The organism is Parapedobacter lycopersici (assembly GCF_040395035.1).
Taxonomy (GTDB): Bacteria; Bacteroidota; Bacteroidia; order Sphingobacteriales; family Sphingobacteriaceae; genus Parapedobacter; species Parapedobacter lycopersici_A.
Genome location: NZ_JBEBRB010000068.1, coordinates 1 through 13,819, shown reverse-complemented (window position 1 = coordinate 13,819; position 13,819 = coordinate 1). Strand labels below are relative to the sequence as shown.

General features: G+C 51.9%; 13 protein-coding genes. 7 read left to right on the top strand and 6 right to left on the bottom strand.

What is annotated here, in order from left to right; translation table 11 throughout:
• Positions 1 to 10 precede the first annotated feature (10 nt).
• The 4 genes from ABWO75_RS11470 to ABWO75_RS11455 form a co-directional block, all read right to left on the bottom strand.
• On the bottom strand, positions 11 to 832 hold the full coding sequence (locus ABWO75_RS11470) for an AMP nucleosidase (protein ID WP_353185653.1): 822 nt from the start codon (positions 830 to 832) through the stop codon (positions 11 to 13).
• Positions 833 to 856: 24 nt separating this feature from the next.
• On the bottom strand, positions 857 to 2,104 hold the full coding sequence (clpX, locus tag ABWO75_RS11465) for an ATP-dependent Clp protease ATP-binding subunit ClpX (RefSeq protein WP_353185651.1): 1,248 nt from the start codon (positions 2,102 to 2,104) through the stop codon (positions 857 to 859).
• A gap of 1 nt (position 2,105) precedes the next feature.
• A complete protein-coding gene (gene clpP / locus ABWO75_RS11460) occupies positions 2,106 to 2,801 on the bottom strand; it encodes an ATP-dependent Clp endopeptidase proteolytic subunit ClpP (RefSeq protein WP_257658913.1) in 696 nt (231 codons plus the stop codon).
• Positions 2,802 to 2,914: 113 nt separating this feature from the next.
• On the bottom strand, positions 2,915 to 3,370 hold the full coding sequence (locus ABWO75_RS11455; RefSeq protein ID WP_353185649.1) for a type I restriction enzyme HsdR N-terminal domain-containing protein: 456 nt from the start codon (positions 3,368 to 3,370) through the stop codon (positions 2,915 to 2,917).
• A gap of 86 nt (positions 3,371 to 3,456) precedes the next feature.
• Here ABWO75_RS11455 and holA point away from each other — a divergent pair, with 86 nt between their 5' ends.
• Together holA and ABWO75_RS11445 are read left to right on the top strand one after the other, a co-directional pair.
• A complete protein-coding gene (holA, locus tag ABWO75_RS11450) occupies positions 3,457 to 4,461 on the top strand; it encodes a DNA polymerase III subunit delta (protein WP_353185655.1) in 1,005 nt (334 codons plus the stop codon).
• Positions 4,462 to 4,464: 3 nt separating this feature from the next.
• Positions 4,465 to 5,022, top strand: coding sequence for a hypothetical protein (locus ABWO75_RS11445; protein WP_353185647.1), 558 nt, complete (start codon positions 4,465 to 4,467; stop codon positions 5,020 to 5,022).
• Positions 5,023 to 5,051: 29 nt separating this feature from the next.
• Here the strand turns inward: ABWO75_RS11445 and ABWO75_RS11440 are convergent, their stop codons facing one another.
• Positions 5,052 to 6,680 carry an ABC-F family ATP-binding cassette domain-containing protein gene (locus ABWO75_RS11440; RefSeq protein WP_353185645.1) on the bottom strand — a complete coding sequence of 543 codons (1,629 nt, stop codon included), beginning with the start codon at positions 6,678 to 6,680 and terminating at the stop codon, positions 5,052 to 5,054.
• Between the two features lie 123 nt (positions 6,681 to 6,803).
• On the opposite strand from ABWO75_RS11440, the gene ABWO75_RS11435 reads away from it, so the two are divergent.
• Positions 6,804 to 8,201 (top strand): MFS transporter, encoded by a 1,398-nt coding sequence (locus ABWO75_RS11435; RefSeq protein WP_353185643.1) that lies wholly within the window; start codon positions 6,804 to 6,806, stop codon positions 8,199 to 8,201.
• Between the two features lie 19 nt (positions 8,202 to 8,220).
• Here the strand turns inward: ABWO75_RS11435 and ABWO75_RS11430 are convergent, their stop codons facing one another.
• Positions 8,221 to 10,563, bottom strand: coding sequence for an OstA-like protein (locus ABWO75_RS11430; protein WP_353185641.1), 2,343 nt, complete (start codon positions 10,561 to 10,563; stop codon positions 8,221 to 8,223).
• Between the two features lie 39 nt (positions 10,564 to 10,602).
• Here ABWO75_RS11430 and tilS point away from each other — a divergent pair, with 39 nt between their 5' ends.
• From tilS to recF, 4 genes are all read left to right on the top strand, one after another.
• The gene (gene tilS / locus ABWO75_RS11425) at positions 10,603 to 11,934 is read left to right on the top strand and encodes a tRNA lysidine(34) synthetase TilS (RefSeq protein WP_353185639.1); all 1,332 of its coding nucleotides are present in this window, start codon (positions 10,603 to 10,605) and stop codon (positions 11,932 to 11,934) included.
• Between the two features lie 2 nt (positions 11,935 to 11,936).
• Positions 11,937 to 12,422, top strand: coding sequence for a hypothetical protein (locus ABWO75_RS11420; protein ID WP_353185637.1), 486 nt, complete (start codon positions 11,937 to 11,939; stop codon positions 12,420 to 12,422).
• 114 nt (positions 12,423 to 12,536) lie between these two features.
• Positions 12,537 to 12,821 (top strand): DUF4834 family protein, encoded by a 285-nt coding sequence (locus ABWO75_RS11415; protein WP_353185635.1) that lies wholly within the window; start codon positions 12,537 to 12,539, stop codon positions 12,819 to 12,821.
• 27 nt (positions 12,822 to 12,848) lie between these two features.
• On the top strand, positions 12,849 to 13,819 hold a 971-nt coding region (gene recF, locus ABWO75_RS11410; protein WP_353185633.1), incomplete at its 3' end, for a DNA replication/repair protein RecF.

The following is a 13,819-nucleotide window of genomic DNA, read 5'->3' as shown; positions in this document are numbered from 1 at the left end:
CGAGGGTAAATCAGAATTGCAGGTGTTTTACGGTAAGGCCGTTATTGATCAGCTGTTTCAGCGAATCAATACCGATTTTGAGGTGGGTTTCCACAAATCTGGCCGTTACGCTGGAATCGCTTTCCACGGTTTTAACCCCTTCGGGAATCATGGGCTGGTCGGACACCAGCAGCAATGCGCCTGTGGGAATTTTGTTGGCAAAGCCGACGGAAAAGATGGTTGCGGTTTCCATGTCGACCAGCATGGCGCGGATGCTTTTGAGGTATTTTTTAAATGCCTTGTCGTGTTCCCATACCCGGCGGTTGGTCGTATAAACCGTACCTGTCCAATAGTCCAGTGAATAATCGCGTATGGTGGTGGAAATGGCTTTCTGGAGGGCGAATGCGGGCAGAGCGGGCACCTCCTGCGGGAAATAATCGTTCGACGTACCTTCACCGCGGATAGCCGCAATCGGCAGCACGAGGTCGCCGATCTTGTTTTTCTTCTTGAGTCCGCCAGCCTTGCCGAGAAACAGTACCGCCTTCGGCGCAATAGCCGACAGCAGATCCATAATCGTAGCTGCCATCGGGCTGCCCATGCCAAAGTTGATGATGGTAATGCCTGCAGCAGTAACGCTCTGCATCGGCTTGTCGAGCCCCATGATAGGTGCATCGTCATGCATCTCCGAAAACAGCTTGACATAGTTGGAGAAATTGGTGAGTATAATATACTCACCAAATTCGTTCAGCGGCCGACTGGTATACCGGGGTAACCAGTTGTTTACGATATCTTCCTTCGTTTTCAGTCCGGGTCTAATCGGGCTTTTAATCGGTTTTATTTTCTCGTCGGCCATTATGATCGTGCATTTGCGGCCTATTTACGCTGCTTTCAGCTTTTTAAGGTCTGACTTTTCAAACTTGCGCTTGGCATATTCCAGCGAGATATACAATTCCTTCTGCTCGCTTTTATTTTTCGCTGACGGAATCTCGAACATGGCATCCAGCATAATGGCCTCACAGATGGAACGCAGGCCACGGGCGCCGAGTTTAAACTCATCGGCCTTATCCACAATAAACTGAAAGACATCTTCTTCAAACTTAAGCTCGATATCTTCGTAATCAAACAGTTTTTTGTATTGCTTAACCAATGCGTTTTTCGGTTCGGTAAGGATACTTAATAGGGTTTCCTTATCCAGTGGGTTGAGGTACGTCACCACCGGAAGACGACCGATCAGCTCGGGAATCAGGCCGTAGTTTTTCAGGTCCTGCGGCGTGATGTACTTATAAAGGTTGTTCAGGTCAATGTCTGTATCTTCTGCATTCACCTTGTACCCGATGGTTTGTGTGCGCAGCCGGTTGGCAATCTTCTTCTGTATACCGTCAAACGCACCGCCGCAGATAAACAGGATGTTCTGGGTATTTACCGCGATCATTTTCTGGTCGGGGTGTTTACGTCCGCCCTGTGGCGGAACGTTCACGATGGTACCTTCCAATATCTTCAACAGCGCCTGTTGTACGCCCTCGCCGGACACGTCGCGCGTGATTGACGGATTGTCGCTCTTGCGGGCGATCTTGTCAATCTCGTCGATATAGATGATGCCCCGCTCAGCGGCGGTCACGTCGTAGTCGGCCGCCTGCAGCAGCCGTGTCAGGATGCTTTCGACATCCTCACCCACATAACCTGCTTCGGTCAGCACCGTAGCATCACAGATGGAGAACGGTACATTGAGTATCTTGGCGATGGTTTTGGCCAGCAGGGTTTTGCCGGTGCCGGTTTCACCCACCATGATGATGTTGGATTTCTCGATTTCAATCTCGTCCTTTTCCACCTTCTGATTGAGCCGTTTGTAGTGATTGTATACGGCTACGGCTAACACCTTTTTGGCGTCGTCCTGGCCAATCACATATTGATCGAGGTGTTCCTTGATTTCCACGGGGCGGATCAGTTTCAGTGTCGTCTGCAGTGCCTTGCTTTTGCGCAGGTTCAGCTCCTCGGCCAGTATTTCACCAGCCTGCGTGATGCAGCGGTCGCAGATGTGCGCACCCTCGCCTGCGATGAGCATCATCGCGTCCTGCTTGCGGGTGCCGCAGAATGAACAGGCCACTTCCCTGGTAGTCTTTGCCATTTTATTTTTGTTTTTTGGAATTCAGTACCTCATCGACCATGCCGTGTTCCTTGGCTTCCGATGAAGTCATCCAGTAATCCCGGTCCGATGATTTCTCCACCCATTCGTACGGTTTGCCCGAGTGGTGGGAGATAATTTCATATAATTCTTTTTTCAGTTTCAGCATTTCCCGGAGGTTGATTTCCATATCGGAAGCTACGCCCTGCGCACCGCCCGAAGGTTGGTGGATCATCACCCGGGAGTGGTTCAACGCGGCACGTTTGCCTTTGGCGCCGGCGCATAACAGTACGGCCCCCATGGATGCCGCCATGCCTGTGCAGATCGTTGCCACATCGGGTGTGATGTACTGCATGGTATCGTAGATGCCCAGACCGGCGTATACGCTGCCGCCGGGCGAGTTGATGTAGATCTGGATATCCCGGTTGGCATCGGCAGATTGCAGAAAGAGCAATTGTGCCTGGATAATGTTCGCTACCTGGTCGGTTACGGCGTCACCCAAAAAGATGATCCGGTCCATCATCAGGCGCGAGAATACATCCATCTGCGCAACATTCAGCTGCCGTTCTTCAATAATGTACGGCGTGAGTGAGGTGGGCATTTTATTTTCCACGCGTGAAATAAAACCATCTACATGCTGGCTGCCAATCCGGTGGTGTTTGATTGCGTATTTCCTGAATTCGTTTTTATCTATGCTCATGGTTTCTGGTGTTTTACTCGACTAATATAACGTAAACCATCCAATGTTCTTGTGTGCTGGATGTCATATTCGTTTTACAAACATCACGCCAGTGCCGGTTACCTGTCAAAATGTCAAGCCCCGTAGTGCGGTAGTTCGGGGAGGAATTCGAAATCATTCCGGTCGAAATGGATCCGGCAATAATGATGCTGGAGGCCATTGCTGATGAGCAGCAGCGGAATACGATGTACGGTGTTGTAGCGGGCAATCTGCTCAAAAGTTGCCTGGCTAATGGCTACGTAGGGCGATTTAAATTCAGCGAGCAGGATCTTCTCGCCGTCGGTATTATACACCACGAGGTCGCTCCGTCGCTGCATGGCATTAAGCCGGAGCCCGCCCTCGATACGGATCAGGGAGCCCGGGTATTTTTTCTCGCGTATCAGGTGCTGGATCCAGTGCTGCCTAACCCATTCTTCGGGGGTGAGCACCAGGTGCTTTTTCCGCAACTCATCGAAAATGAACAGCTTACCGCTTTCTTCCCGGAGTTTCGCCGGATAAGCCGGTAAATTGAGCGGTATAGGGCTAAACATGCTGCAAACTTACTTAACTTTTACGGATGAAACATAATGTTTAATTTGGCGCCCCGGAAGGTGAATGCCGCCGGACATTGAACGATATGGATGCCAATACGATCATAGCCGATATTAAAAAGCGGAAGTTACTGCCTGTTTACCTGTTGCATGGCGAAGAACCGTATTACATTGATCTGGTGAGCGGCAGCATAGAAGCACAAGTGCTGGACGAGGCGCAGAAAGGGTTTGACCAGACAATCCTGTACGGTAAGGACACTGATTTTGTTACCATTGTCAATGCCGCGAAACGCTATCCGATGATGAGCGATTTTCAGGTGATCATTGTCAAGGAGGCGCAGCATTTGAAATGGAAAGACGACGGTCTGCTGCTGCAATACCTGGAAAATCCGATGAAAAGCACGGTGTTGGTGCTGGCCCACAAGTATGCAAAATTCGATAAACGTAAGAAGCTGTATAAGGTCGCTGAACGGGCCGGTGCGGTACTTGAGTCGGCAAAACTATATGACGACAAAGTTGCTCCCTGGATTACGGGGTTCCTGAAAAATGAGGGCCGGCAGATTCATCCCCAGGCGGCAGCGATGATGGGCGAATACCTGGGGAACGACCTGTCAAAAGTGGTGAATGAGCTGGAGAAGCTGATGCTTAATGTTCCGGCGGAGCGGGAAATCAACGCACAGGACGTTGAACAGCATATTGGGATCAGCAAGGATTTTAATGTCTTTGAGCTGAATACTGCGCTGGCTAAACGGGATACCGTCAAAGCATTCCAGATTGTCAACTATTTTGCTGCGAATCCGCGGACCAACCCCATACCCGTAGTGCTGGGTGCAATGGGGGGATATTTCATTAAGGTGCTGAAATATCACTACCTGACCGATAAATCACCGCAGGCTGTGGCGAAGGAACTGGGTGTGCATCCCTTTTTTACCCGGGAATACGAAGTGGCAGCGCGCAATTATAACCGGCAGAAGACTTTTGCTATCGTCCATCACCTGCGGATGTATGACCTGAAATCCAAAGGGGTAAACGCATTGAATGTTCCGCATGGGGAGTTGCTTAAGGAATTGGTTTACAAAATATTATACTGATTTATGATAAAGTATGTCCTATTATTGGCTGTTTTGCTCGGGTGCGCGCGTGCGACGTGGGCTCAGCAGCGTCCGACCTACACCTTGCTGGAAGCGGGGGGGATCCTGGGACTGCGCCATTCCGGCGGTCTGGATGCCATGAACGGTTACCAGTTTCATTTTGCATTTGGGCGGAATTTCTATGACAAGGCTTACCTGGGCCTGGGTATCGGCAATGATGTATACCGGGGGCGGTCCACTACAATTGAGGGTACCCGAACAACCAGCCGGGTCAATACCCTGCCCATATTTGCGGATTTCCGGGTGCCTTTGGCAGCTGTTTCCATGCTTGGAAGACTCAGTGCGATGGCCAATGTGGGCTACGCGCCGGGTATTGGCGGTGATTATTTCAAGGGATTCGTGGCGAAAGGCGGACTTACCTACAGTCATTTGCTGGGCGAAGGCTCGGATCTCCTGTTCAGCTTCGGCTATGGTTTCCAGCAGTTCGACTCGCGGTTTCCGGGTTACCCCACCTTTCATCAGCACAACCTGTTCCTGACCATTGGCCTGTTTGTGCACTGATGTACCATTTAACTCCGTGAGATATTAAGCTAACCTGCAGCATACATGGCTTCCCGCTGAGCCTTCACCGCGTCGCTGTTAATGTAATCGTCGTACGGCATCAGCTTATCAATGACCCCATTGGGTGTGAGTTCAATGATCCGGTTGGCTACCGTCTGTGTCAGCTCGTGGTCGCGTGAAGTGAACAACATGACTCCCTTAAATTCACGCATGCCGTTATTAAGTGCCGTAATGGACTCGAGATCAAGGTGGTTGGTGGGCTCATCAAAGAGCAGCAGGTTGGCCTGCTGCAGCATCATCCGGGAAAACATGCAGCGCATTTTTTCCCCCCCGGAAAGCACCGAACATTTTTTCAGTACCTCTTCGCCGGAGAAGAGCATCTTGCCGAGAAAGCCGCGGATGAATTGCTCGTCTTTGTCGGTAGCTGAGTATTCCCGGAGCCAGTCGATCAGGTTTTCGTTCTTTCCTTCGAAATAAGCAGCATTATCCATGGGAATGTCCGCGATGTTGATGGTAACACCCCACTTGAAGCTGCCGGTATGATCCGGATCACGACCGGTAAGGACTTCGTAAAAGGCCGTCGTGGCCAGGCTATTCTGTGATAACACCGCAATTTTGTCGCCTTTATTCACCATAAACGTCGCGTCCTTGAACAGCACTTCGCCGTTCACTGTTTTGCCGAGTTTTTCCACCTGCAGGATCTGGTCACCCGCTTCACGGGCCATCTGGTTGAACATAATGGCGGGGTATTTCCGGTTGGACGGTTTTATCTCCTCCAGGTTGATTTTTTCCAGCGCTTTTTTACGGCTGGTGGCCTGCTTGGACTTAGAAGCGTTGGCGCTGAACCGCCGGATAAATTCCTGAAGCTCCTTTACCTTGTCTTCCATCTTTTTATTCTGCTCGGCGCGTTGCTTAAGCGCCAGTTGGCTGGATTCGTACCAGAAGGAATAGTTGCCGGTGTAGATGGTCATTTTGCTGAAATCAATGTCAACAACATGGGTACATACAGCATCCAGGAAGTGGCGGTCGTGGGATACCACCAATACGGTGGCCTCATATCCCGCCAGGAAATCCTCCAACCAGGTGATGGTTTCGATATCGAGGTCGTTTGTCGGCTCGTCCAGCAGCAGGATATCCGGATTGCCGAATAATGCCTGGGCCAGCAATACCCGGACTTTCTGGTTACCGTCAAGCTCCTTAACGAGTTTATAATGTACGCTTTCATTAATGCCCAGGTTACTGAGCAGCGTGGCCGCGGCGCTTTCCGCATTCCATCCATCCATCTCGGCAAAACGGCTCTCCAGTTCGCCCGCCCGTTCGCCATCGGCGTCAGTAAAGTCGGCCTTCGCATAAATGGCATCCTTTTCTTTCATGATGTCATACAGTTCACGGTGACCCATCATGACGGTCTCAATAACGGAGAATTCGTCAAAGGCGTAGTGATCCTGTTTGAGCACAGCCATCCGCTCGCCGGGTGTGAAGCTGACCGATCCGGTCGTGGGATCGACATCACCGGATATGATTTTCAGGAACGTGGATTTTCCGGCACCGTTTGCGCCGATAATGCCGTAGCAGTTGCCGGACGTAAATTTTAAATTGACATCTTCGAACAGAACCCGCTTGCCATAGCGGAGTGATAGATTGGAAATAGTAATCATGGCCGCAAAGGTACGGTTTATTTGGGACACCGGACCTTCTCCCGTTCCTTATTTGATTTACCCGTGCCGGCGCGGGTAGGAAAATTTTATTACTTTTATCGGTACTAACCAGTTGAATCTTTTATGACAACACCCCCCATCCGCATAGGCCGGTATCGATGGACCATCTGCGCCCTGCTGTTCTTTGCCACGACCGTCAATTACCTCGACCGCCAGGTGCTCAGCTTGCTGCATCCGATGCTGGAGGATGAATTCAACTGGTCATACACCGATTATTCCAACATCTTGGCGGCTTTTCAATTGGTTTACGCGCTATCCATGCTGTTTGCCGGGCGCATTGTCGACCGGCTTGGCACCAAATGGGGCTTTGCGGTATCCATCGTGCTGTGGTCGGTGGCCGCCATGCTGCACGCGCTGGCCATCCCGGTTGGGGAAGCGGGTGTTGCCGTGCTGGGGATATTCGGAATCACGGGGATATCAGCATCCGTGGTCGGCTTCGTTATCGCCCGTGCGTTGCTGGGCTTCGGTGAATCCGGCAATTTTCCAGCGGCCATAAAGGCCACCGCGGAATATTTTCCGAAGAAAGAGCGCTCCTTTGCCACGGGTATCTTTAACTCGGGTACCAATGTCGGGGCTATTCTGGCTCCGCTTACGGTACCCTGGCTGGCATTGAACTGGGGATGGCAAAGCACATTTTTGATTATCGGTGCGGTTGGGTTTCTCTGGCTGGGGTTCTGGTTTACGCTGTACGAGAAGCCGGCCCGGCAGCGGCGGCTGTCTGCGGCGGAACGGGCTTATATCCAAAGCGACGAACAAGCCGTGGAGGTGCCTGCCGACCAGGAGGAAGTACAGGCGGAACGGGTACCGTGGATCCGGTTGCTGGGTTATCGACAGACCTGGGCGTTTGCACTTGGCAAGTTTTTGACGGACGGCATCTGGTGGTTTTTTCTTTTCTGGCTGCCGGCGTACCTGAAGGCCCAGTATGGCATGGAGGGAACGGCTATCATGCTGCCGCTGGTTGTGCTGTATAGTATGACGATGTTTGGCAGCATCGGAGGTGGCTGGTTTCCGGTATATTTTATGCGGAAAGGATATGCACCGTACGACGGTCGGATGCGCGCGATGCTGGTTATTGCACTGTTTCCGCTGGTGGTGCTGGCCGCACAGCCACTGGGCCATATCAGCTACTGGATTCCCGTAGTGCTTATTGGCATCGGGGCTTCTGCACACCAGGCCTGGTCGGCCAATATTTTCACTACGGTGTCGGACATGTTCCCGAACTTTACGGTTGGCTCGGTTACCGGAATCGGCGGTATGGCCGGCGGGATGGGAGGCGTGGTGGTCAGTAAGCTCGGTGGAGCGGTATTTGATCATTACGATGCCCTGGGGAAGCTTGATACCGGGTATACGATTATGTTTTCTATTTGCGCGGTCGCTTACTTGGTTGCATGGCTGGTTATGAAATCGCTGGTTCCCCGGATGAAGCTGGTCCGGCTCAGTACCCGGCGACGCACTCCATAAACGGGGTTAAGCGGTACGGTTAGGAACCATTATCATCGGATGACGGTTCGGGTGTTTCTGGGGGGGCTGTTGCCGGTTGTTCTGTAGGCGGGGCTTCCGTCGGTGCGGCATCGGGTACTCCGGCTTCGTCCGGCTCATGGGGGATTGCGTCGCCGCCTTCCCGTGTACGCCTGCGGCTCAGCAGGTCCGCTTTCGAGGTCGGCCGGTCGCCCGGCTTCCATACAAAGCCGTCCAGGATTTCGGCCTCCTGCGGAATCAGACGCAGTGGATATACTTTGCCGTCAACGCCACTGATGGGAATAAAATGGGTGATTTCGTTGCTGTCTACCAGTATCTTGATCCGGCTGCTGCGGTTGTGGTACATGTCGGTAAATACCTGTTTTTCTTCGTCGACATTGTAATAGATGCTTTCAGCATTGCCGTCTACGAACAGCCGTTCCAGCGCATTGTTTGCAAAGAATCCGGTAATGCGCCGCCCTTTTATCTGGTTGAACTTGCTTGAATCAAGTTGGGTATTAACGAGAAAAGCATTTCGTACCATCAGCATGTTGTCCAGTTTTTCGTTGCGGATCTGCATGTAAATGGTGTCCGATGTCAGCTGTGAACCCTGTGCCCAGATCATCGGATGGCCGAAAAAACGCATCATGGAATCCGGATATCCGTAATACAGCGAATCGGCTACAGCCTGCAGGTCGGATTTATACAGCCGTACGTTATAGTATGCTTTCACGATCCGGGTTTTTGACGTATCGCTGGCCAGGGAGTCTTTCGCCAGGGGATCCGTTACCCCACGCGATGAGGTAGCTACCGCATTGGCCATGAGGCTGTCTGCTTCGCCGCCTACGGGGATGATTGCCTGCGCACGCAACGTGCTGTCCGCTGCAAGTTGCTCCAGCTGGGATGTGTCTTTTGGAGGGGCTGCTACGGCTTCTACACGCCTGCGGTGTGTTTCAAGCAGGGCTTGTGCAGTTTTTGCGGCTGTATCGGCGACTAATGAGTCGGCTGGTAAGTTGGGGCTATTCGCGACTGTATCTGTAATTTGCGGCGCGGAACGGCTGGTGTCGGCACGTTGTTCCGCCGGAGCTGCAGGCGGCACACCGGGACTATCCGGTAAAACTTGCAGGCTGTCTGTACCTGTGCTGTCCGCGCCGTCCATGAAACCGGTATCATCGCTGAAGTCTGTATTGCCGAGGCTATCCACCGTAAAATCCTGGCGTTCGTCGTCAACCACTACGAGGTCGCCGCCTTCGCGGTCGAGGTTAAACTGCAGTGGGATATATGCCTTCAGCGGGATGAGCTGGGAGAAGAGCGTGTCGGCCGTCAGGTAAAGGGAATCCACCGCCGGGCGTTCCGAAAGCAGGGTGTCTCTGGCAACGGTATCCTGTTGCCGGCTGTCCGGCTGTGAAGGCAACCGGGTAAGGCTGTCGACCGCCAGACTATCACCAGGTGTCGCAACGGTACTGTCGGGAGGGGGGGGATCGTTCCTTGTCACCGTGATTACCAGCGGATTCTTGGTCATGGTAATCGATTCGTTTTCGCGCTGATAGATACCAATGCCGCCATAAGCAAAAAACTGATCGGCTGTATCGATAAACAACACATGATCCACCGCTCGTCCATTGCCCGATTTTCCATCGTAATAGAGGCTGTCACCCCGCAGGAACCGGCTGCCTTCCGTGTATAGGTTGTTGCTGTCAAACCAGGCCTGTTCGGTTTGCGTATTGTATTGGCCCCGTTCGGTATAGAGGTTTTCCCCGTCGTGACCCTTAATATTGGTTGGCCCGTAAAAATAGGTCGTCTTCGACGCGGAATTATAGCGCATCGTGTCGGTGAGGATGTTTACATTAGGTGTACGGACGATGACATCATGCCGGAAATAAGCATCTTTTGTATTGTCAAAATAATAGGCGTTCTGGCTGGTGATGGTATCGGTTGCATTGACGATCCGACCTCCGCCGGTATAGGTGCCAATGCTGTTTTTCATGTTGTAGGTCAGGAAATTGGTGGTTAGCACTGCATCGTCGTCGACCATCCGCACGTTGTTGGTTAGGGTGGCCAACTGGGTTTCCGCTGTGTAATGGAGCTTGTCAGCATAGATGACCGTGCCATTCGGCTGGGTGATAATCACCTTTCCGAAGGCATCAAAAAACTGCCGGCCCAGCTCATCGTTGTAAATGTATCCGCTATCCGCTGAAAGGGTAGACCCTTGATGCTCGTATACCGGACGGTAATTCATGATGTTACCCGTAGCGGCGTTGAGCCGGCTATGCGAAGAGGAGATGAGCCGAAGCTGATCGTCCTGTGCATGCCCGTATGCACACACTAGGGTAACGAGAATCAGGAGCAACGGAAACTTTTTCACAGGGGCAAAAGTACATAAATATCGCGTACCTTTGACAATATGAATATACAGGAACGGTTTGTTCATCAGCTGCACACACAGGCACTTTGCACACCGGCTGACCGCATTTTGCTGGCGGTAAGCGGGGGCAGGGATTCTGTGCTGATGGCCACCCTGTTTGTGCAGGCGGGGTACCGTGTGGGGATTGCCCACTGTAATTTTGGCCTGCGGGGGGAAGCCTCGGACGCCGATGAGGCGCTGGTGCGTAACCTGGCACAGGCATTTGGCGTGCCTTTTTACCGGGCTGCGTTTCAGACGGCAGATTATGCCAGGCGGCAGGGCATTTCCATCCAGATGGCTGCCAGGGAATTGCGTTATGAATGGTTTGAAACTACCCGCGCTACGCAGGGGTATGATTATATCGCCGTCGCCCAGCATCAGAGCGACAGCACGGAAACGGTACTGTTAAACCTGGTGCGGGGCACCGGACTGGCCGGGTTGGGGGGGATTCAGCCGAAACGGGGGCGGATCATCCGGCCGCTATTGTTTTTAACAGGCACGGAAGTAACGGAAGCCGTAGCGCAGCTGGGTTTGACCTATCGCGATGACGAATCAAATTACGCCACCAAATACGCCCGTAATAAAATCCGCCTTGAGGTGGTTCCCCGGTTAAAGGAACTGAATCCGGAGCTGGACCGTACCTTTGGTGCAAATATGATGCATTTTGCGGCAGCTTACGAAGTGGTGCAGCATCATGTAGAACAGTTGCGTAATGAACTGTTTAAGCCGCTGAATCCGACGTCATGGGCCATTTCAATTGATCGGCTTTTGGCGTTGCAGCCCCGGCAGTTCCTGCTTTATGAGCTGTTCCGCCCGTTTCATTTTACCGATGCTGTACTACGCGACCTGGCCGGGACGCTGCCAGGCAGCATTCCGGGCAAACGGTTTGCCTCGCCTACTCACGTGCTGCATGTCGACCGCGGTCAGCTTATCCTGATCCCGGCCGGCGGAAATGACGGGAAATCTGCTATGCTGGAATCGCCGGAAGCCGGTGTCCGCTGGGCAAATTATCATTTTACGGCAACGCTTACCGACGATGTGGCCATATACCCGCAGCCGCATGCCATTCAGCTGGATGCTGATAAGCTTATCTTTCCGCTGGAAATCCGCAGTTGGCAACGTGGTGATGTATTCAGGCCCTTAGGGATGAAAGGCACCCGAAAGCTGAGTGATTTTTTTATTTCGCTGAAAATTCCCCGGTATCAAAAACAGGAGGTTCCCTTGGTGGTCAACGGCAATGGGGATATCCTGTGGGTGGCTCCTTACCGGATGGCCGATCACTATAAAATTTCCGCCATAACGAAAAAAGTACTTACATTAGCGTGCAATTAGGCATGGAGGAAAAACCAATATTTACGGAAAACCAGTACCTGGGGCGTGACCGCGGGTGGGTAAGTGTGCGGTTGGTGCTGGCGTTGTTTTGTTTTGTCGCATATTACATCAATATTGAGCGCGAAAGCGAAAGCCAGCTCTTTCTGTTGGTTGGTAGCGCCATTCTGGTGGTGTCCATCATCATGATGTACATGCTCCACTACCGTATTGTGGTAGTTAAAGGCAGTATCCGGCTGAGTGGATTATGGACTACCCGACTGGTAAAGATTGACCTGAACAGCATTGTTAAAATAGAGTGCAAGCCTTACAGTAAGTTCTTTATTAACAACTCGGTATATAATCTCCACCAAAAGGGACGGATTAAATTTTATGCGGGCGGCAAGGATGCGGTTTGGCTGACTGACCGCGACGGACTGGTTTACATTATCGGTACCCAACGACAGGTTGAGTTTGAACAGGCCGTGCACCAAGCCAAGGCGATGACCTGATGGCGGAATTGTCAGCGCGGCGTTAAAGAACGTAAAAATCACCGGCCCTTCGGGGAAAATCTTCTTTTTTCTTTTATTTTTGGTTAAGTTTGTGTCATTAACAATTGAGCAGCTATGGGATTACTGAAATTTTTGCTTGTTGCGATTGCGATTTTATGGTTGGTACGTATGATTGTACGGCTGGTTTTTCCGTTTGCGATGCGTAAGATGGCAGAAAAAGTGATGAGCAACGCACAGCAGCAATATCAAAACGGCAACCCCTACCAGCAACAGGCTCATCGGCGAACCAGACCTGATGGAAAGGTTCATATCGACTATGTACCCCCGCAACAGGCGAAAAAAGGCGCGAAAAATGCCGGTGAGTTTGTCGAATTTGAAGAGATTAAATCTGCCAAATAGCCAGCAAAACGCCTATCTTTGTAGGGTATGTGGCTGAAGCAACTCTCTGTCCTCAACTTTAAGAACTACGCGGAGGCCGCGTTGGAGTTTGTACCCGAGGTAAACGCCTTCACCGGTGATAACGGTGCGGGGAAGACGAACCTGCTTGATGCCATTCATTACCTTTCCCTTTGTAAGAGCTACTTTAATCCGATTGATTCGCAGCAGATCCGCAGTGGGAGCGATTGGTTTATGGTACAGGGTGTTTTTGAGACAGCCGGCCATGCCGACACGGTATCCTGCAGCCTGAAACGCAACCAGAAAAAACAATTCCGGAAGAACAAAAAAGAATACACACGACTGGCCGACCACATCGGTCTTTTCCCGCTGGTGATGGTTTCGCCCAGCGACTCGGCTATCGTAACCGATGGGAGTGAAGAACGGCGGCGCTTCATGGACCAGGTGCTGTCGCAGACCGACTCGCATTACCTGGATGAGCTCATCGCATACAACCGCTGCCTGATCCAGCGTAACAGCCTGCTGAAACAGGCAGCCCGTGGTACCAAACTGGACTTGGGGCTGCTGGATATTCTCAACATGCAGCTGGTGAAATCGGGGGAAGCTATTTTCGAAAAGCGACAGCTTTTTATGGATGCATTCATTGCGGAATTCAATCGCCACTACCAATTTCTGACGGATGCAGCGGAACAGGTCTCGCTGACGTACGAGTCGCCGTTGATGCAGGGGGCTTTCATGGATCTGCTGGAACAGCAGTTGGACCGCGACCGGTTATTGGAACGTACCACCGTTGGCATTCATAAAGACGACCTGCTGTTTTCCATCCACGACGGACTGGCGCTTAAAAAATTCGGTTCGCAGGGACAACAGAAATCTTTTTTGATTGCTCTTAAACTGGCGCAGTATAGCTTTTTGCAACAGCAGAAGGGGTTTAAACCATTGCTGTTGCTGGATGATATTTTTGATAAGCTGGACGATAAGCGGATCCGGAAGCTGATGCA